Annotated in this window: 26 protein-coding genes; 14 read left to right on the forward strand and 12 right to left on the reverse strand. The window is 69.8% G+C overall.

Annotated features, from left to right (window positions below):
- The first annotated feature begins 16 nt into the window (after positions 1 to 16).
- Positions 17 to 613: a rhomboid family intramembrane serine protease gene (locus ACFW9O_RS15510; protein WP_351168517.1), complete on the forward strand. Its 597-nt coding sequence runs from the start codon at positions 17 to 19 to the stop codon at positions 611 to 613.
- On the opposite strand, the gene mqnP is transcribed toward ACFW9O_RS15510, so the two are convergent.
- Together mqnP and ACFW9O_RS15520 are read right to left on the reverse strand one after the other, a co-directional pair.
- Positions 603 to 1,508: a menaquinone biosynthesis prenyltransferase MqnP gene (mqnP, locus tag ACFW9O_RS15515; protein WP_384609440.1), complete on the reverse strand. Its 906-nt coding sequence runs from the start codon at positions 1,506 to 1,508 to the stop codon at positions 603 to 605. The genes ACFW9O_RS15510 and mqnP overlap by 11 nt on opposite strands.
- Positions 1,505 to 2,962 carry a menaquinone biosynthesis decarboxylase gene (locus ACFW9O_RS15520; RefSeq protein ID WP_351168521.1) on the reverse strand — a complete coding sequence of 486 codons (1,458 nt, stop codon included), beginning with the start codon at positions 2,960 to 2,962 and terminating at the stop codon, positions 1,505 to 1,507. The genes mqnP and ACFW9O_RS15520 overlap by 4 nt, the downstream gene beginning before the upstream one ends.
- 89 nt (positions 2,963 to 3,051) lie before the next feature.
- Here ACFW9O_RS15520 and ACFW9O_RS15525 point away from each other — a divergent pair, with 89 nt between their 5' ends.
- A complete protein-coding gene (locus ACFW9O_RS15525) occupies positions 3,052 to 3,447 on the forward strand; it encodes a PLD nuclease N-terminal domain-containing protein (protein ID WP_384609443.1) in 396 nt (131 codons plus the stop codon).
- On the opposite strand, the gene ACFW9O_RS15530 is transcribed toward ACFW9O_RS15525, so the two are convergent.
- Entirely contained in the window at positions 3,442 to 3,882 is a 441-nt protein-coding gene (locus tag ACFW9O_RS15530; RefSeq protein ID WP_384609446.1) for a MarR family winged helix-turn-helix transcriptional regulator, read from the reverse strand. The two genes, ACFW9O_RS15525 and ACFW9O_RS15530, sit on opposite strands and share 6 nt — an antisense overlap.
- Positions 3,883 to 4,052: 170 nt before the next feature.
- On the opposite strand from ACFW9O_RS15530, the gene ACFW9O_RS15535 reads away from it, so the two are divergent.
- The 3 genes from ACFW9O_RS15535 to ACFW9O_RS15545 are packed head-to-tail and all read left to right on the forward strand — an operon-like array spanning position 4,053 to position 6,507.
- Positions 4,053 to 4,748, forward strand: a complete 696-nt coding sequence (locus ACFW9O_RS15535; RefSeq protein WP_384609449.1) for a type 1 glutamine amidotransferase domain-containing protein — start codon at positions 4,053 to 4,055, stop codon at positions 4,746 to 4,748.
- Entirely contained in the window at positions 4,745 to 6,061 is a 1,317-nt protein-coding gene (locus tag ACFW9O_RS15540) for an aldehyde dehydrogenase family protein (protein WP_384609452.1), read from the forward strand. The genes ACFW9O_RS15535 and ACFW9O_RS15540 overlap by 4 nt, the downstream gene beginning before the upstream one ends.
- On the forward strand, positions 6,058 to 6,507 hold the full coding sequence (locus tag ACFW9O_RS15545) for a nucleoside deaminase (RefSeq protein ID WP_384609455.1): 450 nt from the start codon (positions 6,058 to 6,060) through the stop codon (positions 6,505 to 6,507). Before ACFW9O_RS15540 ends, ACFW9O_RS15545 begins: the two co-directional genes overlap by 4 nt.
- A 53-nt stretch (positions 6,508 to 6,560) precedes the next feature.
- Here ACFW9O_RS15545 and ccsB read toward each other — a convergent pair whose 3' ends face one another.
- The 7 genes from ccsB to hemL form a co-directional block, all read right to left on the reverse strand.
- Positions 6,561 to 7,643, reverse strand: a complete 1,083-nt coding sequence (gene ccsB / locus ACFW9O_RS15550) for a c-type cytochrome biogenesis protein CcsB (protein WP_384609456.1) — start codon at positions 7,641 to 7,643, stop codon at positions 6,561 to 6,563.
- Positions 7,640 to 9,334 (reverse strand): cytochrome c biogenesis protein ResB, encoded by a 1,695-nt coding sequence (locus ACFW9O_RS15555; RefSeq protein ID WP_384609458.1) that lies wholly within the window; start codon positions 9,332 to 9,334, stop codon positions 7,640 to 7,642. The genes ccsB and ACFW9O_RS15555 overlap by 4 nt, the downstream gene beginning before the upstream one ends.
- 4 nt (positions 9,335 to 9,338) lie before the next feature.
- Complete coding sequence (locus ACFW9O_RS15560; RefSeq protein WP_384609652.1) at positions 9,339 to 10,076, reverse strand: cytochrome c biogenesis CcdA family protein; 738 nt, start codon at positions 10,074 to 10,076, stop codon at positions 9,339 to 9,341.
- 31 nt (positions 10,077 to 10,107) lie between these two features.
- A complete protein-coding gene (locus ACFW9O_RS15565) occupies positions 10,108 to 10,713 on the reverse strand; it encodes a TlpA disulfide reductase family protein (RefSeq protein ID WP_351168538.1) in 606 nt (201 codons plus the stop codon).
- Positions 10,714 to 10,780: 67 nt separating this feature from the next.
- Positions 10,781 to 12,037 carry a hypothetical protein gene (locus ACFW9O_RS15570; RefSeq protein WP_384609461.1) on the reverse strand — a complete coding sequence of 419 codons (1,257 nt, stop codon included), beginning with the start codon at positions 12,035 to 12,037 and terminating at the stop codon, positions 10,781 to 10,783.
- A 175-nt stretch (positions 12,038 to 12,212) separates the two neighbouring features.
- A complete protein-coding gene (locus tag ACFW9O_RS15575; protein ID WP_351168542.1) occupies positions 12,213 to 12,908 on the reverse strand; it encodes a histidine phosphatase family protein in 696 nt (231 codons plus the stop codon).
- Positions 12,905 to 14,212: a glutamate-1-semialdehyde 2,1-aminomutase gene (hemL, locus tag ACFW9O_RS15580; protein ID WP_384609464.1), complete on the reverse strand. Its 1,308-nt coding sequence runs from the start codon at positions 14,210 to 14,212 to the stop codon at positions 12,905 to 12,907. The genes ACFW9O_RS15575 and hemL overlap by 4 nt, the downstream gene beginning before the upstream one ends.
- Positions 14,213 to 14,507: 295 nt before the next feature.
- Between hemL and ACFW9O_RS15585 the strand changes: the two genes are divergently transcribed.
- From ACFW9O_RS15585 to ACFW9O_RS15605, 5 genes are all read left to right on the forward strand, one after another.
- Positions 14,508 to 15,092 (forward strand): hypothetical protein, encoded by a 585-nt coding sequence (locus ACFW9O_RS15585; protein WP_351168546.1) that lies wholly within the window; start codon positions 14,508 to 14,510, stop codon positions 15,090 to 15,092.
- Between the two features lie 384 nt (positions 15,093 to 15,476).
- Positions 15,477 to 15,833, forward strand: coding sequence for an ArsR/SmtB family transcription factor (locus ACFW9O_RS15590; protein ID WP_384609467.1), 357 nt, complete (start codon positions 15,477 to 15,479; stop codon positions 15,831 to 15,833).
- Complete coding sequence (locus ACFW9O_RS15595) at positions 15,830 to 16,087, forward strand: hypothetical protein (RefSeq protein WP_351168550.1); 258 nt, start codon at positions 15,830 to 15,832, stop codon at positions 16,085 to 16,087. The genes ACFW9O_RS15590 and ACFW9O_RS15595 overlap by 4 nt, the downstream gene beginning before the upstream one ends.
- A 223-nt stretch (positions 16,088 to 16,310) precedes the next feature.
- On the forward strand, positions 16,311 to 18,431 hold the full coding sequence (locus tag ACFW9O_RS15600; protein WP_384609470.1) for an MMPL family transporter: 2,121 nt from the start codon (positions 16,311 to 16,313) through the stop codon (positions 18,429 to 18,431).
- A gap of 76 nt (positions 18,432 to 18,507) precedes the next feature.
- Positions 18,508 to 18,867 carry an ArsR/SmtB family transcription factor gene (locus ACFW9O_RS15605; RefSeq protein ID WP_384609472.1) on the forward strand — a complete coding sequence of 120 codons (360 nt, stop codon included), beginning with the start codon at positions 18,508 to 18,510 and terminating at the stop codon, positions 18,865 to 18,867.
- 4 nt (positions 18,868 to 18,871) lie between these two features.
- On the opposite strand, the gene ACFW9O_RS15610 is transcribed toward ACFW9O_RS15605, so the two are convergent.
- Entirely contained in the window at positions 18,872 to 20,374 is a 1,503-nt protein-coding gene (locus tag ACFW9O_RS15610; protein ID WP_351168556.1) for a SulP family inorganic anion transporter, read from the reverse strand.
- 892 nt (positions 20,375 to 21,266) lie between these two features.
- On the opposite strand from ACFW9O_RS15610, the gene ACFW9O_RS15615 reads away from it, so the two are divergent.
- Positions 21,267 to 21,530, forward strand: a complete 264-nt coding sequence (locus ACFW9O_RS15615) for a hypothetical protein (RefSeq protein WP_384609473.1) — start codon at positions 21,267 to 21,269, stop codon at positions 21,528 to 21,530.
- Positions 21,531 to 21,558: 28 nt separating this feature from the next.
- On the opposite strand, the gene ACFW9O_RS15620 is transcribed toward ACFW9O_RS15615, so the two are convergent.
- Positions 21,559 to 22,131 carry a TIGR03086 family metal-binding protein gene (locus ACFW9O_RS15620; protein WP_384609475.1) on the reverse strand — a complete coding sequence of 191 codons (573 nt, stop codon included), beginning with the start codon at positions 22,129 to 22,131 and terminating at the stop codon, positions 21,559 to 21,561.
- An 83-nt stretch (positions 22,132 to 22,214) separates the two neighbouring features.
- Here ACFW9O_RS15620 and ACFW9O_RS15625 point away from each other — a divergent pair, with 83 nt between their 5' ends.
- From ACFW9O_RS15625 to ACFW9O_RS15635, 3 genes are all read left to right on the forward strand, one after another.
- On the forward strand, positions 22,215 to 23,027 hold the full coding sequence (locus ACFW9O_RS15625; protein WP_384609477.1) for a DUF6597 domain-containing transcriptional factor: 813 nt from the start codon (positions 22,215 to 22,217) through the stop codon (positions 23,025 to 23,027).
- 41 nt (positions 23,028 to 23,068) lie between these two features.
- Positions 23,069 to 23,638 (forward strand): GNAT family N-acetyltransferase, encoded by a 570-nt coding sequence (locus tag ACFW9O_RS15630; protein ID WP_384609480.1) that lies wholly within the window; start codon positions 23,069 to 23,071, stop codon positions 23,636 to 23,638.
- 141 nt (positions 23,639 to 23,779) lie between these two features.
- On the forward strand, positions 23,780 to 24,529 hold the full coding sequence (locus ACFW9O_RS15635) for a Mut7-C RNAse domain-containing protein (protein WP_384609483.1): 750 nt from the start codon (positions 23,780 to 23,782) through the stop codon (positions 24,527 to 24,529).
- Positions 24,530 to 24,574: the final 45 nt, after the last annotated feature.

Here is a 24,574-nt window from a genome sequence, read left to right on the forward strand (position 1 = left end):
GGACCAGGGGGTGACCATGACCGGTACGCGCACAGGCGCCACCGCACGGGCCGTCACGGCGGGTGCCGTGATGCTGGGCTGGATCGCGCTGCTGTGGGTGCTGGAAGGCGTCGACACGGCGACCGGCCACTCCCTCGACACGTACGGCATCAGCCCGCGTGAGCCCGCGGAGCTCGCCGACATCGTGCCGTCCGCGTTCCTGCACAGCGGCTGGGAGCACGTGGCCTCCAACAGCGTCCCGCTGCTGGTGCTCGGCTTCATCGCGGCTCTCGCCGGGATACGCAGGTTCGCCGCCGTGGTCCTGATGGTGATCGTGACGGGCGGCATCGGCGTCTGGCTCACCGCGCCCCCGGACACGGTCACGCTCGGAGCGTCCGGTGTCGTCTTCGGTCTCTTCGGCTATCTGCTGGTCCGCGGCTTCGTGGACCGCCGGCCGCTCGACATCGTGGTCGGCCTGATCATCGCCGCGGTCTACGGCTCACTGCTCTGGGGCGTGCTGCCGACCGACTCCGGCATCAGCTGGCAGGGCCACCTCTTCGGCCTCATGGGCGGGGTGGCGGCGGCCTTCGCCCTCCGCCGCCCCCGCCGTTCGGCCGGTGCCGTCACGGTGTGAGACCGCGCACCAGCAGGTCGAGCAGCGCACAGGCGAACAGCGCCATCCCGATGAACCCGTTGACCGAGAAGAACGCCCGGTTCAGCCGTGACAGATCGTGCGGCCGCACCACCCGGTGCTCGTACACGAAGGCCGCGGCGACGATCGCCATGCCGACCCAGTAGAAGGCCTCGGCGTCCGTCGCCAGGCCGAACCAGACCAGCAGCCCGGTCGTCACGACGTGGCAGACCCGCGCCCCCCACAGCGCGGCCGGGATTCCGAAGCGCGCCGGGAAGGAGAGCACCCCGTGGGCCCGGTCGGCCTGCACGTCCTGGCAGGCGAAGATCAGGTCGAAGCCGCCGATCCAGATCCCGACGGCCAGGCCGAGGATCACCGCGTCCCACGACCAGCTGCCGGTCACCGCGAGCCAGGCACCGATCGGCCCGATGGCCTGGGCGATGCCGAGGATCGCGTGCGGGAAGTTCGTGAACCGCTTGCCGTACGGGTAGACGACCATCGGGACGACGGCGACGGGCGCCAGCACCAGACAGAGCGGGTTCAGCAGGGCTGCCGCGCCGAGGAAGACGACGACGGCGATGATCGCCCCGGTCCACGCCGACTTCACCGATACCGCACCGGTGACCAGTTCACGGCCCTCGGTGCGGGGGTTACGTGCGTCGATCTCCCGGTCGATGATCCGGTTGGCCGCCATGGCGAACGTCCGCAGCCCGACCATGGCGACGGTCACGAGCAGCAGGGTGCCCCAGTGGATGTCCTTGTCCAGCTGGAACATCGCGGTCAGGGCGGCGATGTACGCGAACGGCAGGGCGAACACGGAGTGCTCGATCATCACCAGCCGCAGGAACGCGCGGGGCGTGCTGCGGGGCTGCGGCACCGCAGCGGCGGAGGCGCTCACAGGCCGTACTCCTTCCAGCGGCGGTCGACCTTCGCCGCCGTGTCGGGGTCGGACTCGACCATCTCCGGCCAGCCGCCGTCCCGTGTGTAGCCCTCCTCGGGCAACTTCCGCGTGGCGTCGATGCCTGCCTTGCCACCCCAGAACTGCTGGTAGGAGGCGTGGTCGAGATGGTCGACCGGTCCCTCGGTGAGGAGCAGGTCGCGGGCGTAGTCGGTGTTGCCGAGTGCCCGCCAGGCGACCTCGTGGAGGTCGTGGACGTCGCAGTCGGCGTCCACGACCACGATCAGCTTGGTCAGCGACATCATGTGCGCGCCCCAGACCGCGCTCATCACCTTCTGGGCGTGCTTCGGGTACTTCTTGTCGATCGAGATGATCGCGCAGTTGTGGAAACCGCCCGCCTCGGGCAGGTGGTAGTCCACGATGTCCGGGATGATGATCTTGAGCAGCGGGAGGAAGAACCTCTCGGTGGCCCGCCCCAGCGGCCCGTCCTCCGTGGGCGGCCGGCCCACCACGATCGACTGCAGCAGCGGACGCTTCCGCATCGTCACGCAGTCGATCGTCAGCGCGGGGAAGGGCTCCTGCGGTGTGTAGAAACCGGTGTGGTCGCCGAAGGGCCCTTCGGGCAGCATCTCGCCCGGCTCCAGCCACCCCTCGATGACGACCTCGGCCTGCGCCGGCACCTGGAGCGGGACGGTCTTGCAGTCGACCATCTCGATCCGCTTGCCCTGGACGAAGCCGGCGAAGAGGTACTCGTCGATGTCCCCCGGCAGCGGCGCCGTGGAGGCGTACGTCACCGCGGGCGGCGCCCCGAACGCGATGGCGACGGGCAGCCGTTCACCGCGCTTGGCGGCGACCTGGTAGTGGTTGCGGCTGTCCTTGTGGATCTGCCAGTGCATGCCGATGGTGCGCTTGTCGTGACGCTGCAGCCGGTAGAGCCCGAGGTTGCGGATGCCGGTCTCGGGGTGCTTGGTGTGCGTGAGGCCCAGGTTGAAGAACGAGCCGCCGTCCTCGGGCCAGGTGAAGAGCGCCGGCAGCTGTTCCAGGTCCACGTCGTCACCGGTCAGGACGACTTCCTGGACGGGCGCGCTCCCGGACTTCACCTTCTTCGGCGGCACATGGACCATCGAGCCGAGCTTCCCGAACGCCTCACGGATCCCGACGAAGCCGTTCGGCAGCTCCGGCTTGAGCAGACCGCCGATCTTGTCGCTGATGTCCGCGTAGGACTTCAGCCCGAGCGCCTTGAGCAGCCGCCGGTCGGTCCCGAAGACATTCATGGCCAGGGGCATGGACGCCCCCTTGACGTTCTCGAAGAGCAGCGCGGGCCCGCCCGCCTTGTTCACCCGGTCGACGATCTCGCCGACCTCCAGATACGGGTCGACCTCGGCCTTGATGCGCTTGAGATCGCCCTCGCGCTCCAGAGCCCGGAGCAGGGAGCGAAGATCGTCGTAAGCCATGGGGACAAGTATCGGCCACCCGCTACCCTGGGCCCGTCACCGGGGCGGGACAGAGCGCCCCTCACCTTTTCTCGGGGGACCCGTCCACGATGCTCAGGGCCTTGATCTACCTTCTGCCGCTCGCACTGACGATCTACGCGTTCATAGACTGCCTGAACACGCCGGAGGACGAGGCCAAGCACCTGCCGAAGCTGGCCTGGGTCTTCATCATCCTGCTGTTCTGGATCGTGGGCCCGATCGTCTGGTTCGCCGCGGGCAAGCTGCGGGTGCCGCCCACCGGAGGCCGTACGCCCTCCGAGTGGCACCGCAACCACCGCACCACATGGGTGGCGCCGGACGACAATCCTGACTTCCTGAAGTCGATCAAGGAAGAGAACAAGAAGGACGAGTCGCTCCTCAAGGACTGGGAAGCGGATCTGCGCCGCCGCGAGGACGAGATCAAGCGACGCGAGGGCGGTTCGGGCTCCACAGACGCCTCCTCATGAGGACAGCAGCTGCCCCAGCCGGTTGAGCAGAGGCAGCAGTGCCGTGCGCTCCTGGGGGGTGAGTGCCTCCAGGGCGCCGTGCACGACGCGCATCTCGGCGCGGATGCGGTGGGCCAGCTCGGTGCCGTCCGCGGTGCGGGCGGCGACCTTGGAGCGGCGGTCGTCGGGTGCGGGAGTACGGGTGACCAGGCCCCGGGTCTCCATGCGGCCGATGAGACCGGTGGCGTTGGACGCGTCGCAGACCAGGTGATGGGCCAGGGCGCTCATCGGCATGGGTTCGTTCAGGGCGATCAGCGCGCGCGCCTGCGAGGTGCTGAGCCCGTGACGGGCGGCGACGGCGGTGAGGTCGTCGTGGTGGCCGCGGACGACGACCGCGAGGGGTTCCAGCAGTTCGTCCGGAGTAGGGACGGCGCGGGGTGCCGGTTCCGTCGTCATGGTCGGTCATCCTTCGATCTGTACGCGTGGCCCGAGGCCCGGAACCGTGTCCGCCACGCGACGCATTCATTTGACATGCTCAACTTTTCACCGTTACATGAACCGTATTGCTTGAGCATATCAAGCTTTATTCATGTCTTGCGTCTCGCGTCTCGTAGGGAGCACCCCCCATGCCCTCCGTACTGTTCGTCCTCACCGGTGCCGACCACTGGACCCTCAACGACGGCACCACCCATCCCACCGGCTTCTGGGCCGAGGAGCTCGCCGCCCCGCACCGCGTCTTCACCCAGGCCGGATTCGACATCGCCGTCGCCACCCCGGGCGGCGTGGCCCCCACCGTCGACACGGCGAGCCTGGCGGCCGAGGCCAACGGGGGCCAGGAGCAGGCCGACGCCGTCGCCTCGTACCTCGCCGCGATCGACGAGACGCTCCGCATCCCCGCCCGCCTCGAGGACGTCGTCCCCACCTCGTACGACGTGGTCTTCTACCCCGGCGGCCACGGCCCCATGGAGGACCTGGCCGTCAGCGAGGTGTCCGGCCGCCTCCTCACCGCCGCCCTGGACTCCGGCACGCACCTGGGCATCCTGTGCCACGCCCCCGCCGCGCTGCTGCCCGCCCGCCGCGAGGACGGCAGCTGGCCCTTCGCCGGCTACCGCCTGACCGGATTCAGCAACACGGAGGAGACCCAGGCCGGCCTGGCCGCCAAGGCGCCCTGGCTGCTGGAGAACCGGCTCGTGGAACTCGGCGCCGACTACTCCGCCGGGGACCCCTGGGGACCCCACACCGTGCACGACCGCAACCTGCACACCGGACAGAACCCGGCCTCCTCGGAACAGCTGGCCCGCGAGATCATGGCGGCCCTGTGAGCGGCGCGGAGACGCCTGGCGAGGTGGTCGCCCGCCTCCGCGGCACCTTCCGTACCGGACGCACCAAGGGCCTCGACTGGCGTACCTCCCAGCTGACACGGCTCCGCGCCCTGCTCACCGAGTCGGGTGACGAGCTGGCCGAGGCGCTCCGTGCCGACCTCGGCAAGAGCCGCAAGGAGGCCTACCGGACCGAGATCGACTTCACGGTCCGCGAGATCGACCACACGCTGGAGCGTCTGGAGGGCTGGCTGCGGCCCGAGCCCGCCCCCGTGCCGGCGGCGCTGGGCGGAGCAACCGCCCACACCGTGCAGGACCCGCTGGGCGTGGTCCTCGTCATCGCCCCCTGGAACTACCCGGTGCAGCTGCTGCTCGCTCCACTGGCCGGTGCGCTGGCCGCGGGCAACGCCGTCGTCGCCAAGCCCAGCGAGCTGGCGCCCGCGACCTCCGCGGCCGTGGCCCGGCTGCTGCCGCGGTATCTGGACATCGACGCGGTCGCCGTGGTCGAGGGCGGCGTCCCGGAGACCACCGCGCTGCTGGCCGAGCGCTTCGACCACATCTTCTACACCGGCAACGGCGCGGTCGGCCGGATCGTCATGACCGCCGCGGCCCGCCACCTCACCCCGGTCACCCTCGAACTGGGCGGCAAGTCTCCCGTCTTCGTCGACCGCGACACGGATCTGCCGACGGTGGCCGCACGGCTGGCCGCGGGCAAGTTCCTCAACGCGGGCCAGACCTGTGTCGCCCCGGACTACGTCCTGACCGACCCGGAGACCGCGCCCGCCCTGGCGGACGCGCTCGCGACGGCGGTCGAGGGGCTGTACGGAAAGGACGCCTCCTCCCACCCCGAGTACGGGCGGATCGTGAACGAGCGCCACTTCGACCGGCTGGTGGGGCTGCTGGACTCCGGCCGTACGGTCACGGGCGGCACCCACGACCGTGCCGACAAGTACATCGCGCCGACCGTGCTGGCCGATGTGGCGCCTGACGCCCCCGTCATGGGCGAGGAGATCTTCGGCCCCGTACTGCCGATCGTGACCGTCGACGGGCTCGACGAGGCCATCGGTTTCATCAACGACCGGGACAAGCCGCTGGCGCTGTACGCCTTCACGCACTCCCCCGCCGTACGGGAGCGGCTGCTGGCCGAGACGTCCTCGGGCGCGGTGGGCCTGGGCCTTCCGCTGGCCCATCTGACCGTGTCCGACCTGCCGTTCGGCGGGGTCGGCGAGAGCGGCATGGGCAACTACCACGGCCGGTACTCCCTGGAGACGTTCAGCCACCGCAAGGCGGTCCTCGACGCCCCGCCGGCCCGGTGAGCCGGCCGTACGCCGACTGGCTGGCGGTCGCACGCGCCGAGGCCGCGGAGGGCCTCGCGGAGGGCGGCGTCCCCGTCGGCGCCGCGCTGTACGGGGCCGACGGAACCCTGCTCGGCCGGGGCCGCAACCGCCGGGTCCAGGACGGCGATCCGTCCCTGCACGCGGAGACGGCGGCGTTCCGGGCGGCCGGCCGGCAGCGCTCGTACCGGGGCACGACGATGGTGACCACGCTCTCGCCGTGCTGGTACTGCAGCGGTCTGGTCCGGCAGTTCGGGATCTCCCGGGTGGTGATCGGCGAGGCCGAGACCTTCCACGGCGGCCACGACTGGCTGGCCGGGCACGGTGTGGAGATCGTGCTGCTCGACGACCCGGAGTGCGTCGCGCTGATGCGTGCGTTCGTCCGTGACCGTCCGGAGCTGTGGAACGAGGACATCGGCGAGGGATGAGGAAGCACGAAGGGCGCGGTCCGCAGATGCGGACCGCGCCCTTCGTTGTGTTCTCAGACGCCGGCGTAGGAGTGCTTGCCGGTGACGAAGATGTTGACGCCGTAGTAGTTGAAGAGCCAGCAGCCGAAGGCGATCAGCGCCAGGTAGGCGGCCTTGCGGCCCTTCCAGCCGGCCGTCGCGCGGGCGTGCAGGTAGCAGGCGTACGCGACCCAGGTGATGAAGGACCAGACCTCCTTGGGGTCCCAGCCCCAGTAGCGGCCCCAGGCGTCGCCCGCCCAGATCGCGCCCGCGATGATCGTGAACGTCCACAGCGGGAAGACGGCCGCGTTGATGCGGTACGAGAACGTGTCCAGGGACTTCGCCGAGGGCAGCCGCTCCAGCACGGAGCTCGCGAACCTTCCGGGCGTGCCGCCGCCCGCGAGCTTGTTCTCGTAGCTGTCGCGGAACAGGTAGAGCAGTGTGCCGACGGCACCGAGGTAGAAGACGGCGCCGCAGATGATGGCCGTGGAGACGTGGATCCACAGCCAGTAGGAGTGCAGCGCGGGCACGAGCTGGTCGCTGTCGGTGTACAGCGTCGTGGTGGCGATGCCGAGGTCCAGCAGGACCGTGGTGACCAGCAGCAGGCCGATCCAGCGGACGTTCTTCCGCAGGGCCAGCAGGAGGAGGTAGGCGCCGACCGCCACGGTGGAGAAGGTGATCGAGAACTCGTACATGTTGCCCCAGGGGGCGCGCTGCACCGATGCCGCCCGGGCGACGACGCCGCCGGCCTGGACGGCGAAGGCCACCACGGTCAGGGAGACCGCGATCCGTCCCCAGAGGTCGCCCTTGAACGTGCCGCCCGCGGCTCCGGGGCCGTCCGGGACGTCCCGGGTGCCCGCGGCGGAGCGGGTGACGATCCTGGGTCGGTCCAGCACGGCCGTGCCGCCGGCGTTCTGCGCGGCCTTCACCTTCACCGTGGAGTCCGCGGTGGCGGACCCGGTCAGCGCGGCGGCCGTGCGGCCGACCTTGCTGCGGCTGCCGAACACCCACTCCGCGATGTGGGCGAAGAAGGCCAGGGTGTAGACGGCCATCGACGAATAGATCAGCGTGTTGCTGATGTTCGCCAGGCTCTCGTTGGTTGCGGCGGCGAGACTCACTTCTCAGCCCCTTCGGCAGGTTCTTCGGAAGGTTGTTCGGGCTCGGGATCGGGATCGGGCGCCGTGGGCGCCTCGGTGTGGAGCGCGTCCGCGAGACCGGCCAGCTCCTCGGGAAGCCTGGCGGACTCGCTGCGGCCCAGGCCGGCCATCTCGACGACGGTGACGCCGTCCGTTCCCCGTACGGCCTTCACCCACACCCGGCGCCGCTGGATGAAGAGCGACCCGGCGAGTCCGGCGATGGCGGCGATGGCGCCGGTGAGCGCCCAGCCGCTGGCGGGCTGGCGCGAGATCTGGAAACTGGCCCATTCCTCGACGCTCTCGAAGGTGACCGTGCCCGCCCCGCCGGGAAGCTTCATGGTCTCGCCGGGGCGCAGCCGCTGCTTGAGCTTGTCCCCGTTGCTGTCCTTGAATTCCTTCATCTGGGACGTGTCGAGCTGGTACACGTTCTGCGGCAGTCCCGAGTCGACGCCCAGGCTGCCGTAGTAGCCGTTGAGCGCGAGGACCGGATAGTCGGCGCCGGGGAACTGCGAGAACATCGTGCCCTGTCCGGCACCGGCGAAGGTCGGGACGAAGAAGGCCTGGAAGCCGAGCTGGGTCTTCTTGCCGTCGGCGCCGCGGTAGCCGTCCATCACCTTGATCGCACCGGTCGAGGTGACGTTGTTGTCGATGGGCAGCAGCGGCACGGCGGTCCTGTAGACCTCCTTGCCCTTGCCGTCCTTGACGGAGATCACCGGGGCGTAGCCGTGCGCGTTCAGGTAGACCTTGGTGCCGTCCACGACGAGCGGCTTGTTGACCTCGATGACCTTCTTCTTCGGCGCACCGTCCGTGCCCTCGGAGTACGTCACCCGGGCCTCGTAGGTCCGGGGGGTGCCGCGCTGGGGGCCGCTGCGCTCGTACGTACCGACGAAGTCGTCCAGCGTGAAGCTGAACGGGGTGAGGTCGTCGGTGTCGAAGAGCGAGCCCGACTTGAAGTTGTCGTACTGGGTGAGGGTGTTGGAGAAGCCGTCGTTCTCGACGACGAGCTTGCCGCCCTCGGACTTGAAGAGCTGTCCTCCGGCGAAGGAGACCAGCATGACGATCAGCGCGATGTGGAAGATCAGGTTCCCGGCCTCGCGCAGATACCCCTTCTCCGCGGCGACGGCGTCACCCACCGTGTGCGAGCGGAAGCGGCGCTTGCGCAGGATGGCGAGGGCTGCCTCACGGACCTGCTCGGGTTCGGCGTCGGTGCGCCACGTGGTGTACGCGGGCAGCCGGGTCAGCTTCTTCGGGGCGCCGGGCGGGCGGCCGCGCAGCTGGCCGACGAACTGGCCGGTGCGCGGGACGATGCAGCCGACGAGGGAAATGAACAGCAGGATGTAGATCGCGGAGAACCATACCGAGCTGTAGACGTCGAAGAACTGCAGCGTCTCGTAGATCGGGGTGACCGTCGTGTGGGCTTCCTTGAAGGTCTGCACCTTCAGTTCGTCCACGCTGTTCTGCGGGATCAGCGAGCCGGGAATGGCTCCGAGCGACAGCAGGAACAGGAGGATCAGGGCGACCCGCATCGAGGTGAGCTGCCGCCAGAACCAGCGGGCCCAGCCGATGACGCCCATCGCGGGTACGGAGGAGGCGGACTCCTCGCGCGGGGCGGTGGAGAGCTGTGCTCCGGCCTCGCCGAGGTCGCGCTCTTCCTTGGTGTTCGTGTTGCTCATGGACTCAGATCCCCACAGTGAAGCCGTTGGACCAGACCTGCATCTCCTGCATGAGCGCGTCCCAGGCGCCTGTCAGGAGGAGCACGCCGGTCGCGATCATCATGCCGCCGCCGATGCGCATGACCCATACGTAGTGGCGCTTGACCCAGCCGAACGCGCCGAGTGCCTTGCGGAAGGCGACCGCCGCCAGCACGAAGGGGATACCGAGTCCGAGACAGTACGCCACGGTGAGCACCGCCCCGCGCCCCGCGGTCCCCTGGTCGATCGCGAGCATGCTGACCGAGGTGAGCGTCGGGCCGAGGCACGGGGTCCAGCCGATCCCGAAGAGGGCGCCGAGCACGGGTGCGCCCGCCAGTCCGGTCACCGGCCTCTTGTGGATGCGGAACTCCCGCTGCGTCATCCACGGCATCAGCCCCATGAAGAAGATCCCCATCAGGACCATCAGCACGCCGAGGACCTTGGAGAGCACCTCGCTGTGTGCCTGGAGCCGGTCGCCGAAGTAACCGAAGAGCGCGCCGCCGGAGACGAAGACCGCGGTGAAACCGAGGACGAAGAGCGAGGCACCCGCGACGATGCGGCCGCGCCGGGCTTCCGCCAGATCGGTGCCGCTGACCCCGGTGACGTAACTGAGGTAGCCGGGCACGAGCGGCAGGACGCACGGCGAGAAGAAGGAGACGAGTCCGCCGAGAAGGGCGATGGGCAGGGCGACCAGGAGGGCCCCGCTGAAGACCGTCTCGTTCATTCCGGTGGTCGCGGCGAGCTGGAACACCGGATCACTTCTCCGCGATCAACGGGTCGATCATCTCGCGCAGCTTCTCGGCGTCGACGGCTGCGAGCGTACGGGCGGCGATCTTCCCGTCGCGGTCCACGACCACGGTCGACGGGATCGCCTTCGGGTTCAGGGTGCCCTTGGGGAAGCGGAGGAGAAGCTTTCCGGTCGGGTCGAAGAGGCTCGGGTAGGTGACGCCGTAGTCCTGCTCGAAGTTGATCGCGGCGGCCTTCTGCGGGTCCCGGGTGTTGATCCCGACGAACTGGACACCCTGGTCCTGGGTCTCCTGGGCGACCTTCGCGAAGTGCTTGGCCTCGGCGCGGCAGGGGGCGCACCACGATCCCCAGACGTTCAGGACGACGACCTTGCCCTTGTAGTCGGCGATGTCGAGGGCCTTGCCGTCCAGGGTCGTGCCGTCGAGCTTCGGCACGTCCGTGCGGTCACCCTTGGCCACGGTGGAAATGCCGCCGCTGCCGGTGACGAAGTTCGTGTTGCCGCCACCACCGGCCTTGGTGCCGTCACCGCTGCATGCGGACAGGGTCAGTGCACCGGCCACTGCTGTGGCGGCGAGCAGGGTGAAGCGGCGTCGGGATGCGCGGCCAGAGCTCATGTGAAAAGTTTCGCATGGCAGTTCCAGGGATCTTCCGCACCCCCCTCGATGCCCGTAAAGCCCCTTGTCAGGCCTGTTTAAAGAAGGTGTTCCAGCCGCCGTCCGGAGACTGGCCGACCTCGAGGGTACGAAGCTTCGCGAGCACCGCCGGGTCCTGCACGTCGAGCCAGTCGACGAACTGCCGGAAGGAGACGAGGCGCACATCCGGCTTGTCCGCGATCTTTTTGATCACTTCCTCGACGGCGTCCATATAGATACCGCCGTTCCACTCCTCGAAGTGGTTGCCGATGTAGAAAGGCGCGCGGTTCGTCTCGTAGGCGCGATCGAAACCGGCGAGGTAGGCGCCGGTGGCCTGGGTGCGCCAGCCCGGATAACGCGCGGGCATGCCGTTGGTCGAATTCATCGACTGGTTGGCGAGGATGTTGTAGTCCATGGAGAGAACTTCGAAGCTGTGGCCGGGGAACGGCACGCCCTGCAGCGGAAGATCCCAGATGCCCTGGCGTTTCTCCGGCCACATCTGCCGGCCGCCGGGCGAGCTCGCGTCGTAGCGCCAGCCCAGCTGTTTCGCGGTCGGCAGGAGATTGTCCTGGCCGAGCAGACAGGGGGTGCGGGCGCCGACGAGTTCCTTCCGGTAGTCGAACGGCAGTGGATCGAGGTCTGTCCAGCCGGTGTTCGTCCGCCATTCGGTGACGAAGGAGATCGCCTGGTCGATTTCGCTCCGCCATTGCTCGGCCGACCAGTTGCCGACGGATCCCGAACCGCCGCAGAAATGCCCGTTGAAGTGCGTGCCGATCTCGTGCCCGTCGAGCCAGGCCTGGCGGACGTACTTCAGCGTCTGCTTGACGTGGTCGTCGGTGAGGTAACCGATGTCGGAGGCGCCCCTGGGGTTGTTGGGCGGGCGGTACAGGGACTTCTTCGACTCGGGCAGGACATACAGCCCGGAGAGGAAGAAGGTCATCCCGGCGTTGTGTTCCTCGGCGATTTCGAGAAAGCGGGGGAAGAGACCGTTGCCGACTTCGCCGGCCCCGTCCCAGGAAAAAATCACGAACTGCGGCGGTTTCTGGCCGGGTTCGAGCGGGACGGGGGCGGCGGGCTGATTCGGCTGCTTTCCGGTATCGGCGGTGGAACCGTCACCGATGAGCCTGACATTCGTCTTGGGAGAGCCTCCGCCGTTCCCGTGCGTTCCCTTGTCGCCTTTGGGGATCTTTCCGGGGCCGGAACGTCCGCTGTCCGACGATCCCGGGGTGCCGCAGCCGTTCATGGAGAGAGCGGCTGCGGCGCCGAGCCCCGCCCCGAGCAGGCCCCTTCGGTTGATCTCACGCATGGCGTCCCCATCTGCGGTCGTTTTACCTCAAGCCCATACAAACTGGCGAAGGCTTAGATGAGGAAAGCAACACGACGGTTCCGCCGATAATCACAAAAGTTGTTACGTGATCAGACCCTTACAGGTACTGCACATGACGCGGCCGCGAAGGAGTGACGCCCGGGTCGTACGGGGCCTATGCCCCGAACGCCTTGGACTTCCCCTTCACCGGCTTCGCGCCCGCGAGCAGATGCGGGGGCACCAGGTCCCGGGCCGGCTCGGTGTACCCGACGGACACGATCTTGTCGCCCTGGTACGTGAAGGTGGTGAGCGAGGCCAGCGTGCACTGCCGCTTGCGCGGGTCGTGCCACAGCCTGCGCCGCTCCACGAAGCTCCGCACGATCCAGATCGGCAGCTGATGGCTGACGCACACCGCCTCGTGCCCGCGCGCGGCGTCGCGTGCCGCGTCCAGGGCGCTCATCATCCGTACGACCTGCTCGACGTACGGCTCGCCCCAGGACGGCTTGAACGGATTGGTGAGGTGCTTCCAGTTGTCGGGCTTGCGCAGCGCGCCGTCGCCGACCCCGAACGTCTTGCCCTCGAAGACGTTGGCCGCCTCGATGAGCCGCTCGTCGGTGGCCAGGTCCACGCCGTGCGACTTGGCGATCGGGGTGGCCGTCTCCTGGGCGCGCTCCAGCGGCGAGGCGACGACATGGGTGATGTCGCGCTTGTCCAGGTGCTCGGCGACCCGGTCGGCCATCCGGCGGCCGAGTTCGGAGAGGCCGTAGCCGGGGCGCCGCCCGTACAGCACGCCCTCCGGGTTGTGCACCTCACCGTGGCGCATCAGGTGGACGACGGTGATGTCCTTGCTGCGCGCGCTGGTCTCGCTCATGCGGTGGCCTCCGATGCGGCACGTGCGGCGGCGGGCAGGGCTGCGGAGATCCGCTCCACCGCCCGCGCGTCGTGGGCGGTGGAGACGAACCAGGACTCGAACGCGGACGGCGGCAGATAGACGCCCTGCTCCAGCATCGAGTGGAAGAAGGCGGTGAAGCGGAAAGCTTCCTGCTTCTTCGCGTCCTCGTAGTTGCGTACCGGCTCGTCGGTGAAGAAGACGGAGAACATGTTGCTCGCCGCCGACACGGTGTGCGCGACACCCTCCTTGGTGAGCGCCTCGCCCACCAGCGCCCGCAGCTCCGCGGAGACCGCGTCGACCTTCGCGTACGCCGCGTCGTCGAGCAGCCGCAGCTGGGCGAGGCCGGCAGCGGTGGCGATCGGGTTCCCGGAGAGGGTGCCCGCCTGGTAGACGGGGCCGACGGGGGCCAGGTGCGCCATCACATCGGCACGGCCGCCGAAGGCCGCGGCCGGGAAGCCGCCACCCATGACCTTGCCGAAGGTCATCAGGTCGGGACGGACGCCGTCGATGCCGTACCAGCCGGCCCTGGACGTACGGAAGCCGGTCATCACCTCGTCGGAGATGTACAGCGCGCCGTCGGCCGCGCAGATCTCCTTCAGCCCGGCGTTGAAGCCGTCCAGCGGCGGTACGACGCCCATGTTGCCCGGCGACGCCTCGGTGATCACACACGCGATCTCGCCCGGCTGCGCGGCGAACGCGGCGCGTACGGCCTCCAGGTCGTTGTACGGCAGCACGATCGTGTCGCCCGCCTGGGCGCCCGTGACACCGGGCGTGTCGGGAAGGCCGAACGTGGCGACACCGGAACCGGCGGCGGCCAGCAGCGCGTCGACGTGCCCGTGGTAGCACCCGGCGAACTTCACGATCTTCGCGCGCCCCGTGAATCCACGGGCGAGCCGGATCGCGGACATGGTCGCCTCGGTGCCCGAGGACACCAGCCGCACCTGTTCCACGGGCTCGATCCGGGCGACGATCTCCTCGGCGAGCGCGACCTCGCCCTCACCCGGCGTACCGAACGAGGTACCCCGGGCGACCGCGTCCTGGACGGCCGCGATGACCTCGGGGCGGGAGTGGCCGAGGATCATCGGCCCCCACGAGCACACGAGGTCGACGTACTCACGGCCATCGGCGTCCGTGAGGTACGGACCCGTACCGGACACCATGAACCGGGGCGTACCGCCCACGGCCCGGAAGGCACGCACGGGGGAATTCACGCCGCCGGGCGTCACGAGGGACGCGCGGTCGAAAAGCGTCTGCGAAACTGGGGCTTCGTATGAATACGCCACTTTGGTCCTGATCTGCGATTCGGGGTTCGGGGGGTCCGGCCGGATTTCTCGGCCGCCGGTGAGCAGGGAGCGCGCTCTCCCCGTATGAGGCTCGTACAACGAAAGGGCTTCAGTCTCCTCGCGTCTGCGAAACTGGGGCGTCATAGGGAAAGCTCACACATGCCATGGTGTCAGAGGCACCGACGGTCTTGCGGACAGGTGTTTCACCGCACGCTCGTGGGGGAGGTCACTGACACGATGATCGGGTTGCGCGGCGGGGGCTGTGTCTCCTAAGAAGTAGTCGGGTGGATGAGATATGCATCGCGGTGGCGGAGTGGGCGAAGGGACCGACGACCTGGGGCCCGAGCCTGCCCGACGAGGGCGGCACCGGCGCGAGGGCGAACGCGTACGGGACGCCCAGGCGGGTAGCGCCGGGAGTACCGGGAGCAGGAGCAGTGGACTGGTGGGGGTGACCTACAAGTACTTCGGCGCCCCTGACGGCGCCACTGCCGCACGTGTGCCCATTTCGATGCGCCCGGAGGAGCTGGGCGGCGACGAGCTGGGCATGGGCGGCATGTTCAGCAAGATCAAGCCCGAGACGGTGGCGGCCATGGTCCTCACCGGCATACAGGGCATACCCCTGAACAAGGTCCCCCCGCTGGAACTGGTCGTGCTCCATCCCGACTACGCGGTGGTCAAGCTTCCGATGACGGTCGTCGACCCGCTGCGGGGCGTCGGCGAGGAGTCGGTCGGCGCGGCGGCCTTCATCTGGTCCACGGTCCCGGACCGCGGCGGCCCGCGCGACGCGTTCAACGTGTACCAGCTGCTCCACGAGTGGCAGGACTTCTCCCACCGGCTGCATGACGCGGGACACCAGGCGTACTGCCTGGTCTGGCCCTGACCCGGCCTTCCTCGACTGACGGGCGGCCCTCCGAGAGGGCCTGAACGTCCTCGGCCGGGCTGCCCCATCCATGCCGCAGGCGCGCGTCCAAGCCGGGAGCGCCGGGGAGTGCCGGGAGCACAGCTGTCATGCGCCCGCCGGGTGGCCGGCACCGTGGGCGGTCTCCGGCCTGCTGCGGAACCCTTCGTGCGGCCCTTCTTTCGCGCGCCCTCCTCCTTCGCGCTGCCGCCCTCCTCGCGCCTCATCGCCGCCGGCTCCGCGTATTTCACCCCCGACCTCACCCCGAGGCACCCTTAGATCTCCCTGAGATGTGTCAGGTTTCTTTGACAGGTCCCCAGGAGGGGTGTCAGCTTTGAGTGACAGGTACGCAGGAAGGTGGCAGCGATGACCGGAGCCCCGGCCCCGCAGCCGAGCGGGGACGAGCTGCTGAAGGTCTTCGCGGCGCTCGGAAATCCGCATCGCATGCGGATCGTCGCGGCGCTCGTCGACGGCGGCCGCAACTACGTGAGCCGGCTCGCCCGCGAACTGGGCATGGGCCGTCCGCTCCTGCACATGCACCTGCAGCGGCTGGAGGCGGCAGGACTCGTCACCGGCGAGCTGGAGGTGTCGCAGGACGGCAAGGCCATGAAGTACTTCGAGGTCACCCCGTTCTGTTACGGACTGACCCCCCAGGCCGTGGCACAAGCTGCCCGGACGATCACCGACGAAGGCAAAGAGACCGTGAAGGAGACTGCGCGATGAACGGAGCGGACTGGGCAGGAGTGGTCGGCGCCGCCGGTGTCTTCCTCCTCATGATCGTGGTCGTCTGGCAGGTGGCCGCGACCTGGCGGGCCCGCATGCTGGCGTCGCGCGAGGAGCAGTACAAGCGCCTGGCGTCGAAGTACGCGGAGCTCCTCGAGGACAACGTCGAGCTGCACCGCCGCACCCTCGACGAACTGACACAGGCCCGTGCCTCGATCACCTCGATGGAAAAGATGATGCGCGAGATCGAATAGCGCGCCGGCCGGGCACTCGGGAGGCCGGGCGCCGGGCTCGTACAGGCGGACGAGGAGCGGTACGGCCGGGAGCGGTAACTCCCGGCCGTACCCATGCAGAACACATTCCAGGCACATCCCACCCGGACACCGCGGCAGGTCGGCAAACCTGCACGCCGCGGTGCGGGTCCGTGCGTCCCGGGCCGGTCGGCGACCGGCCGCATTCCACACCAGGAGACTACTCATGAGAACGCTGCTCAAGCGGGCCGCGAGCGCCCCCGGCAGTCGCACCTCGAAATGGCTCGTGCTCGCCGCGTGGCTGATCCTCGCCGTCGCGCTGGGACCGCTGGCAGGCAAGGTCGGCGACGTCGAGGAGACCGGCCCCAACGCCTTCCTGCCGCGTGGCGCCGAATCCGCGCAGGTCAACACGGAGCTGGAGAGGTTCCGTGACGACGCCGTCATGCCGGCCGTCATCGTCTACACCGGCCAGGACTCGGCCGCTGCCGCCTCCAAGGCCGCAGCCGACCGTACGGCCCTCGACCGCTTCGCCGCCGAGGGCGAGCAGGTCTCGCAGCCCCTCCCGTCCGAGGACGGCGAGGCGCTGATGACCGTCGTCCCTCTCGACACCAAGGGCGAGGTGACCGACGCGGTCAAGGAACTGCGCGACATCGCCGGTTCCAACGCTCCGCCCGGCGTCGCCATCGAGGTCGGCGGTCCCGCGGGCTCCCTCGTCGACCAGGTCGCGGTCTTCGCCTCCCTCGACTCCACCCTGATGATCGCCACCGGCCTCGTCGTCGCCGTGCTGCTGCTGATCACCTACCGCAGCCCGGGCCTGTGGCTGTTCCCCCTGCTTTCCGTCGGCTTCGCCGCCGTGCTCACCCAGGCCTGCACCTACCTGCTGGCCACGTACGCGAACCTGCCCGTCGATCCGCAGAGCGCGGGCATCCTGATGGTGCTCGTCTTCGGGGTCGGCACGGACTACGCGCTGCTCCTCGTCGCCCGGTACCGCGAGGAACTCCACCGGCACGAGGACCGGCACGCGGCGATGAAGATCGCCCTGCGCCGGTCCGGCCCCGCGATCCTCGCATCGGCCGGCACGGTCGCCGTCGGCCTCGCCTGCCTCGCGCTGGCCGACATCAACTCCTCACGCTCCATGGGCCTGGTCGGCGCCGTCGGGGTGATCTGCGCGTTCCTCGCGATGATCACGATCCTCCCGGCCCTGCTGGTGATCGCGGGCCGCTGGGTGTTCTGGCCCTTCGTCCCCCGGTCCGGAACTCCCGCCCACAGGGCCACGACGATCTGGTCCCGCATCGGGTCGGCCGTCGCCCGGCGTCCCCGCTGGTCCTGGATGATGTCGGTCGCCGTCACCGGAGTGCTCGCGCTCAGTGCCACCGGCATCAACATGGGCCTCACCCAGTCCGAGATGTTCCAGGACAAGCCCGAGTCGGTGCTCGCCCAGGAGAGGATCTCCGCGCACTACCCGTCGGGCGCCTCCGATCCCGCCAAGGTCATCACGGCCGCCGGAAAGGCGGCCGAGGTGAAGGCAGCCGCGTCGGACGTCGACGGCGTGGCCCGCGTCGAGGAGACGGACCGTACGGCCGACAGTGAACTGAGCACCCTCTCCGTGGTGCTGGAGGACGCCCCGGACAGCCCGGCCGCCAAGGACAGCATCGACAGACTCCGCGAGGCCGTCCACGCGGTCGGCGGCGCGGACGCGCTGGTCGGCGGCACCACCGCCCAGACACTGGACACCCAGCGGGCCGCCGACCGGGACCTGAGGACCGTCATCCCCGTGGTCCTCCTGGTCGTGCTCCTCGTCCTGATCCTGCTGCTCCGCGCCCTGGTCGCCCCGCTGCTCCTGCTGGCCACCGTCGTGCTCTCGTACTTCGCGGCACTCGGCGCCTCGAACCTCCTGTTCGAGCACGTCCTCGGCTTCGCGGGAGTCGACTGGTCCATTCCGCTCATGGGCTTCGTCTTCCTCGTCGCCCTGGGCATCGACTACAACATCTTCCTGATGCACCGGGTCAGGGAGGAAGCCCTCGGGCTCGGCCACGCTCGCGGCGTGCTGGAGGGCCTGACCAGCACCGGAGGAGTCATCACCTCCGCCGGAGTGGTGCTCGCGGCGACCTTCGCGGTGTTCGCCGGACTGCCTCTGGTGACGATGGCCCAGATGGGCGTCATCGTCGGCATCGGCGTGCTGCTCGACACCTTCCTCGTACGGACCGTCCTGGTACCGGCCCTCGCTCTGGACCTGGGGCGGTGGTTCTGGTGGCCGGGCCGGCTCTTCCGGAGCACGGAGCGCCGCTCCGCCGGGCAGCCGGCCGTTACGGACGCCCTTGCGGAGCGGATCAGCAGCCGGTCGTGACCGCCGGGGGCACCGGTACCGGTCGCAGGGTGGGCGGGGCAGGGCCGCCTGATTAGATGTGTGTCAACATAGACGTATGTCGAATACGCAGGCGTTGCCGATGCTGGAGCCGGAGACCGTGCCCTGCTGCCCGCCCATGACCGAGCGCGCCCTCACCTCCGAGGAAGCCGTACGCACGGCCGCGATGTTCAAGGCGCTCGGTGACCCGGTCCGACTGCGGCTGTTCTCGCTGGTCGCCTCCCACGAGGGCGGCGAGGCCTGCGTCTGCGACATCTCCGACGTCGGCGTCTCCCAGCCGACCGTCTCCCACCACCTGAAGAAGCTCAAGGAGGCCGGCCTGCTCTCCTCCGAGCGGCGCGGCACCTGGGTCTACTACCGGGTCGAGCCCTCCGTGCTGGCCGCGATGGGGCAGCTCCTGCGCACCACCGGGGCCTGAGACGTCAGTGGCTGCCGGTCAGCTCACCGCTGAGTGAGTCGTGGATCCGGGCGCTCGGTTCGTTGAGCCCGGTGATCTCCACGCTCTTCCCGCGCTGTTCGTACTTGGTGGTGATGGCGTCCAGGGTCGCGACCGAAGAGGCGTCCCAGATGTGCGCGGCGGTCAGGTCGATGACGACCTTGTCCGGGTCGCCCACGTAGTCGAACCGCCCGACCAGGTCGTTGGACGACGCGAAGAAGAGCGCCCCGGTGACGGAGTAGACGACCCTGCTGCCGTCCGGGTCGGTGACCGCGGTGACGTCGGCGAGGTGGGCGACCCGTTTGGCGAAGATGACCATCGCGGTGACCGAACCGACGACGACACCGATCGCGAGGTTCTCGGTGGCGACCACGCAGACGACCGTGATGACCATGACCGTGATCTCACCGGCGGGCATCCGCTTGAGGGTCCTGGGCGCGATGGAGTGCCAGTCGAACGTCGCGAAGCACACCATGACCATGACCGCGACGAGGGCGGCCATCGGGATGTCGGAGACGACCGGCCCGAAGACGATGCACAGGACCATCAGGAACGTACCGGCGAGGAAGGTGGACAGTCGGGTACGTGCCCCCGAGACCCGTACGTTGATCATGGTCTGGCCGATCATGGCGCACCCGCCCATGCCACCGAAGAACCCGGTCACGATGTTGGCGATGCCCTGGCCGATGGACTCGCGGGTCTTGCTGGAACGGGTGTCGGTGATCTCGTCGACCAGCTTCGCCGTCATCAGCGACTCCATCAGGCCGACGAGCGCCATGGCCAGCGCGTACGGCGCGATCGTGGTCAGCGTGTCCAGGGTGAGGGGCACGTCGGGCAGGCCGGGAACGGGCAGCGACGAGGGCAGCTCGCCGTTGTCGCCGACCGTCGGGACCGCGATGCCGGCCGCGACGGTGATCACGGTCAGGATGATGATGGAGACCAGCGGGGCCGGGACCGCCTTGGTGATCCTCGGGAAGAACACCATCATCGCCAGCCCGGCGACGACCAGCGGATACACCGGCCAGGGGACATCGGTGATCTCGGAGATCTGCCCCATGAAGACCAGGATGGCCAGCGCGTTGACGAAGCCGACCATCACACTCCGGGGCACGAAACGCAGCAGCCTGGCGACTCCGAGCGCCCCGAGGACGATCTGGAAGACGCCGCCCAGGATGACGCCCGCGACCAGGTAGCCGAAGCCGTGCTCGCGGTTGAGAGGGGCGATGACCAGCGCTACCGCTCCCGTCGCGGCGGAGATCATCGCGGGCCTGCCGCCGACGAAGGAGATGACGACAGCCATGGTGAACGAGGCGAACAGACCGACCGCGGGGTCGACACCGGCGATGATCGAGAAGGAGATCGCCTCGGGAATCAGCGCCAGGCCCACGACGAGGCCGGCCAGGGCCTCCGTCCGGAAGACCTTCGGGGACAGCCAGGACGGGCGGTGACCGCGCAGCAGGCCGGCCACGGAAAGCACGGAAGAGGGCAAGGGGAGCGACACCTGTCGTACTCGGGCACGCCCGGCAGCACCGTGGGACATGCGTGGACCGCGGAACCGGGACGGCTTTCCGCGGATCGTCCGCTGCGGCGGACGGAAGTCTCGGGGGCAGCAGCACCGAGGGCTGCTGTCAGGGTGGGGTCGCGCGGCGAGAGGCTTCGCCGGCCGCGGTCCGCAACTCCCCGGCACCGGATTCCGCCGGGGGCATCGTCGGCCCCGTCCCGCACCTGGGAGCTCAGCAACTCTACCGGTCCCGGCCGGTGCGCCCGAGTGGATCATGGACATGCTGGTGCGTTCCCGGGCGCATCCCGAGCCCGCTGGAGGCGCCGGATTCCGGCTTTCACGCCCCGTCGGGGGAACGCTTCCGGGGTGTGATCCGCCCCGCCCGTGACGAGGACCTCACGGCAGCCCGAGCGCACCGCCCGTGGAACGGGCATGCGCCCGGCCGGGGCGTCGCGCGCCGTGTCAGCTCTTCTCGCGGGGACGGGCGAGGGGGGGTGGGGGCAGGGGCCGGCGCACGGGGGTGGGGGCACGGGGGCGGCGAGCGGGGCCGGGGCGGGGTCGAGGTCGGGGTCGGAACCTCCGCCGGCACGCCAGGGACACGTACACGAGCACGATCAGTGCCGGGATCTCGATCAGTGGGCCGACCGCACCCGACAGCGCCTGCCCGGAGGTGTGGCCGAAGATGCGGTCGAGCACCTGATCGGGGAGATCGCCCCGGTCGGCACGGCCGGAGGAAGCGGCAACGGATGACGGGGTGGGCCGCCCGCCCCACCCCGCGCAGGTCACGCCCTCATTCAGCCATTCATTGTCCGAAGAGGATCTCCAGCCACCCCGTCGGCTGTGCCGATGCAAGAGGCATCGACGTCGGAGGAGGCCCGGCATGGGCGACATTCTGCTGGCCCTGTCCATCCCGGCCCTGACCTTCGCCGGCGGCATCCACGCAGCCTGCGACTGCTGGTGGCGGCGCAGATATCCGACTCCGCCGTCCCCGTACACCCGTGACGCGGCCCGTCTCGCCGAACTGGAACTGCTGACGCGGGCCGAGGACATCGTCGACCGCTCGTACGCCTCCCTCGGCCACCTCTACGTAAGCCCGCCCGGCATGCGGCCCCCGGCCGGAACGGTCGCAAGCGGCCGACCATGAGCGGCGCCCGCGGAGAAGGCCGGCGGTGTCACGGCCGGGGCGGGTACCAGCCCGGATCACGGCCCGTCACAGCCAGTACCTGCTCGAAGGCTCCGGCCTCGGGCGGTACGGGAAACGGCTCGCCGAACACCTTCATCTCCCGGGCCTGCGGCGCCATCCCGGCCAGACCCGGTCCCAGCTCCCGCACCACGGCCGGGTCGGGCACAAAGTCCTGACCCGTCGCGCGCGCCAGATCCCAGGCGTGCACGGTCAGGTCCCCCAGCACCATGAGCCCCACCGTCCTGGCCGGGAGTCCCATGCCTCCGGCCACACCGTCCTCGGCGCCGGGCTCGTCCCAGGCCTTCACCAACCGCGCCGTCTCGTCCCCGAACCTGCCGCGCCAGTCGCCCGTGACGACATCCGGCGTCCGGCTGAAGTCGACGGGCTCCCGGGCCGCCAGGGCTCGGAAGTTGGCGACCACCAGGAACAGATGGTTCAGCAGGGCCCGCACGTCGTACTCGCTGCACGGCGTGGGGTCCGCCAGGTCCCCGTCGCCGATCCCCCGCACGACGGGACATGCCTGTGCGGCGGAAACGTCCAGAAGTTCACTGATCTTCTTCATGCTCCCGACGATGCCCCCGCCCGGGCACGCCCGTCTTGAAGAAACGCGACAGTCGCGCCGGGGCCCGCCATAGGATCCGGACCATGGCCGGTCCCGCACGTGACACACGGGGCATCGTCGACGCCCCCGACCTGTTCACCCGCGTGCAGTTCCGTCTGCGCGAACCCGCCCCGCCGCTGCGCCCCTGGCTGGAGCACTACTGGCTGATCGACTGGGACCTCACGGAGCCGTACACCTCGCATGTGGTCCCCCACCCGTCGGTCCATCTCGTCCTCCAGCGGCACGAGTCCGGCAACAGGACGGAACGGGCCGGTTTCGCCGAAGTCGTCGGCATCGTCCAGGGACTGTTCAGCCAGCGGCTGGAGGGCAGGGGACGCGTCTGCGGCGTGAAGTTCCGGCCCGGCGGATTCCGGCCGTTCGCACCGGACCGGCCCGTCTCGGCGTGGACCGGGCAGCGGCTGCCGGCGCAGGAGGTGCTCGCGGCACCGGCGGTCGGCGCCGTTCTCGATCCTTCCGAGGAGGACGCCCGGGTCGCGGCACTCGACGCGTACCTGCTGCCGCTCGTGCCCCCGCCGGACCCGCAGGCCGAGCGCGCGATGGCACTCGTCGAACTCGTGCGCACGGACCGCTCGCTGCTCCGCGTCGACGCGCTGGCCAGGGCCGAGGGCCTGTCGGCACGCTCTCTGCAGCGGCTCTTCTCCACGTACGTGGGTGTCGGGCCGAAGTGGGTCATCCTGCGGTACCGCATCCACGAAGCGCTGCAGCGCGCCGAGACGGAACCCGAAACCGACTGGGCCGCGCTGGCCGCCGATCTCGGCTACAGCGACCAGGCGCACCTGGTCAGGGACTTCACGGCGACGGTGGGCGTGCCACCGACGGCTTTCGCACCCCGCTGACGTCCGGCCCGGTGTGATGGCCGCGCACTACAGTCGCCCCCATGGAACGCACTGCACCGGTCCCCGCGCCCGTGCGGATCGAGCCCTGGTCGGACGGCGACCTCGAGCTGCTCCGCCTGGCCAACGCCCCCGAACTGATGGACCACCTCGGCGGCCCCGAGACCCAGGAGCAGCTCGAAGCCCGCCACGAACGGTACGCGGCGCTCAGCGCCGACCGGACGGGCAAGGGCCGCATGTTCCGGATCTCCCTGGCCGGCACGGGCGAGGGGGTGGGGACGATCGGCTTCTGGGAGACGACCTGGCAGGGCGAGCAGGTGTACGAGACGGGATGGGCGGTCCTCCACGGCTTCCAGGGGCTCGGCATCGCCACGACCGCCACGAACGCCGTTGCCAGGCAGGCACGTGCCGAGCACAAGCACCGCTTCCTGCACGCCTTCCCGTCCGTCACCAACGCGGCGTCGAACGCGGTGTGCCGCAAGGCGGGCTTCGTGCTCCTCGGCACGTGTGACCTGGAGTACCCGCCGGGCCGCCCGATGGTGGCCAACGACTGGCGGCTGGACCTGCACCGGATCGCTGACCACGGCACCCCCGCCCGCGCCGTGGCACCCTGACCCGGACCGCTGACCGCGGCCACCCCGAGACCCCGGCCGCCCCGACCCGCGCCGGCGCCCTCGACCCGCACCTGTCCCCGAACCGGGTCCGCGCCCGGAAACCTCTCGCTGCCGCGCCCCGCGCAATGGCATCCTGGCCAGGTGAACGGACCCGAGATCGCCCTTGAAGTAGCCCCGGAACTGCGGCTCTTCGTCGCCCACGAGCGCCGGCAGGGGCGCACCGGCGTCATCACCGACGGCTCCTCGACCCTGGGACACGTCGTGGAATCCCTCGGCATCCCGCTCACCGAGGCCGGGCAGCTCCTCGTCGACGGCCGCCCCGTGCCCGTCTCACACATCCCCGGTCCGGGCGAGCTGGTCGAGGTGCGGGCCGTTCGACGCCCGCAGCAGATCCCCGGCGCCCCGCTCCGCTTCCTGCTGGACGTCCATCTGGGCACGCTCGCACGCCGGTTGCGGCTCCTGGGTGTGGACGCGGCGTACGAGAGCAGGGACATCGGCGACCCGGCACTGGCGGCCCTGTCGGCGAAGGAGCAGCGGGTGCTGCTCTCCCGCGACCGGGGGCTGCTCAGGCGGCGGGAGATCTGGGCGGGGGCGTACATCTACAGTGACCGCCCGGAGGAGCAGCTCCGCGATGTCCTGGGCCGTTTCGCCCCGGTGCTCGCGCCGTGGACCCGCTGCACCGCCTGCAACGGGCGGCTCACGGCGGCCGACAAGGACTCCGTGAGCGCCCGTCTGGAACACGGAACGCAGGAGACCTACGACGTGTTCGCTCAGTGCACGGACTGCGGGAGGGTGTACTGGCGGGGCGCCCACCACGCCCGCCTGGAGGCCGTCGTGGCCGACGCCGTGCGTGAGTTCGGCGAGCTCCGCAACGAGGCGCCGACCGCGTAGCCGCCTCGTCGGGACACCACGGGCCGCCCCCTCCCGCGCACACTC

It is taken from the genome of Streptomyces sp. NPDC059499, assembly GCF_042749285.1.
Lineage (GTDB): Bacteria > Actinomycetota > Actinomycetes > Streptomycetales > Streptomycetaceae > Streptomyces.

Bases quoted from the DNA above. Each gene is read 5' to 3' on its own strand.
- ACFW9O_RS15535 (WP_384609449.1), top strand. From the start codon at position 4,053: ATGCCCTCCGTACTGTTCGTCCTCACCGGTGCCGACCACTGGACCCTC.
- ACFW9O_RS15530 (WP_384609446.1), bottom strand. From the start codon at position 3,882: ATGACGACGGAACCGGCACCCCGCGCCGTCCCTACTCCGGACGAACTG.
- ACFW9O_RS15630 (WP_384609480.1), top strand. From the start codon at position 23,069: ATGGAACGCACTGCACCGGTCCCCGCGCCCGTGCGGATCGAGCCCTGG.
- ACFW9O_RS15595 (WP_351168550.1), top strand. From the start codon at position 15,830: ATGAACGGAGCGGACTGGGCAGGAGTGGTCGGCGCCGCCGGTGTCTTC.
- ACFW9O_RS15585 (WP_351168546.1), top strand. From the start codon at position 14,508: ATGCATCGCGGTGGCGGAGTGGGCGAAGGGACCGACGACCTGGGGCCC.
- ACFW9O_RS15625 (WP_384609477.1), top strand. From the start codon at position 22,215: ATGGCCGGTCCCGCACGTGACACACGGGGCATCGTCGACGCCCCCGAC.
- ACFW9O_RS15620 (WP_384609475.1), bottom strand. From the start codon at position 22,131: ATGAAGAAGATCAGTGAACTTCTGGACGTTTCCGCCGCACAGGCATGT.
- ACFW9O_RS15565 (WP_351168538.1), bottom strand. From the start codon at position 10,713: ATGAGCTCTGGCCGCGCATCCCGACGCCGCTTCACCCTGCTCGCCGCC.
- ACFW9O_RS15570 (WP_384609461.1), bottom strand. From the start codon at position 12,037: ATGCGTGAGATCAACCGAAGGGGCCTGCTCGGGGCGGGGCTCGGCGCC.
- ACFW9O_RS15575 (WP_351168542.1), bottom strand. From the start codon at position 12,908: ATGAGCGAGACCAGCGCGCGCAGCAAGGACATCACCGTCGTCCACCTG.
- ACFW9O_RS15555 (WP_384609458.1), bottom strand. From the start codon at position 9,334: ATGAGCAACACGAACACCAAGGAAGAGCGCGACCTCGGCGAGGCCGGA.
- ACFW9O_RS15605 (WP_384609472.1), top strand. From the start codon at position 18,508: ATGTCGAATACGCAGGCGTTGCCGATGCTGGAGCCGGAGACCGTGCCC.
- ACFW9O_RS15520 (WP_351168521.1), bottom strand. From the start codon at position 2,962: ATGGCTTACGACGATCTTCGCTCCCTGCTCCGGGCTCTGGAGCGCGAG.
- ACFW9O_RS15590 (WP_384609467.1), top strand. From the start codon at position 15,477: ATGACCGGAGCCCCGGCCCCGCAGCCGAGCGGGGACGAGCTGCTGAAG.
- ACFW9O_RS15510 (WP_351168517.1), top strand. From the start codon at position 17: ATGACCGGTACGCGCACAGGCGCCACCGCACGGGCCGTCACGGCGGGT.
- ACFW9O_RS15525 (WP_384609443.1), top strand. From the start codon at position 3,052: ATGCTCAGGGCCTTGATCTACCTTCTGCCGCTCGCACTGACGATCTAC.
- ACFW9O_RS15600 (WP_384609470.1), top strand. From the start codon at position 16,311: ATGAGAACGCTGCTCAAGCGGGCCGCGAGCGCCCCCGGCAGTCGCACC.
- ACFW9O_RS15560 (WP_384609652.1), bottom strand. From the start codon at position 10,076: ATGAACGAGACGGTCTTCAGCGGGGCCCTCCTGGTCGCCCTGCCCATC.
- ACFW9O_RS15615 (WP_384609473.1), top strand. From the start codon at position 21,267: ATGGGCGACATTCTGCTGGCCCTGTCCATCCCGGCCCTGACCTTCGCC.